Source organism: Sporomusa sp. (assembly GCF_057736855.1).
The window spans coordinates 1,607-2,253 of record NZ_JBYKYF010000406.1; the positions used below are offsets into that span (position 1 = coordinate 1,607).

At 38.0% G+C, this 647-nt stretch carries 1 protein-coding gene and 1 pseudogene; both read right to left on the reverse strand.

Annotation, left to right across the window (positions count from 1 at the left end):
* A partial coding sequence (gene hpf, locus AC29Z1_RS16895; protein ID WP_488272617.1) for a ribosome hibernation-promoting factor, HPF/YfiA family occupies positions 1–334 on the reverse strand: 334 nt, incomplete at its 3' end.
* A 102-nt stretch (positions 335–436) separates the two neighbouring features.
* Positions 437–647, reverse strand: a pseudogene (gene glnQ / locus AC29Z1_RS16900) (glutamine ABC transporter ATP-binding protein GlnQ); the annotation flags it as partial.

Genomic DNA, 647 nt, shown 5'->3' on the forward strand with positions numbered 1-647 from the left:
CGTAAATAGTAGGAACATCAAATCTTATGGACTCATTGGCACCAAATCTATTCCTGAGCTTTGCTCTGTGCTTTAAAATCTGTCTCTCTATTTTATCCACTGCTCCACCGATTGAAACGTACATGTCACCACTTACTTCTTCTGCCCTGAAGATAATTCCTTTAAATGGTATGGTGAGTTCTGCTATGTGGTTATTTTTCTGAACACTTAACACTGCTCTTACCTCTGTATCCTGAGGGAAATATTTGCTGAGTTTCTGAACATTTTTTATGACGGCATTTCTTAGGCCATCTGTTATGCTCATTCCGTTTTTACCACTTACTATGATGTTCATAAGTATCAGACCCCTCTCATCCTCTATTTATTATAATTTTACATAAAAAACGTGCACACTGCAATATGTGGAAATAAAAAACACCCTTTGCCAGGGTGCGTTTTATAAGATTTTGCTCAAAAATTCTCTTGTCCTCTCATTTTTTGCCCTGTAGAAAATTTCTTCAGGCGTGCCTTCTTCTACTATCACTCCATCGTCCATAAAAATGACCCTGTCTCCCACTTCTCTTGCAAATCCCATCTCATGAGTAACAACCACCATTGTCATTCCTTCATTTGCCAGTTCTTTCATCACATTTAAAACTTCCTTCACC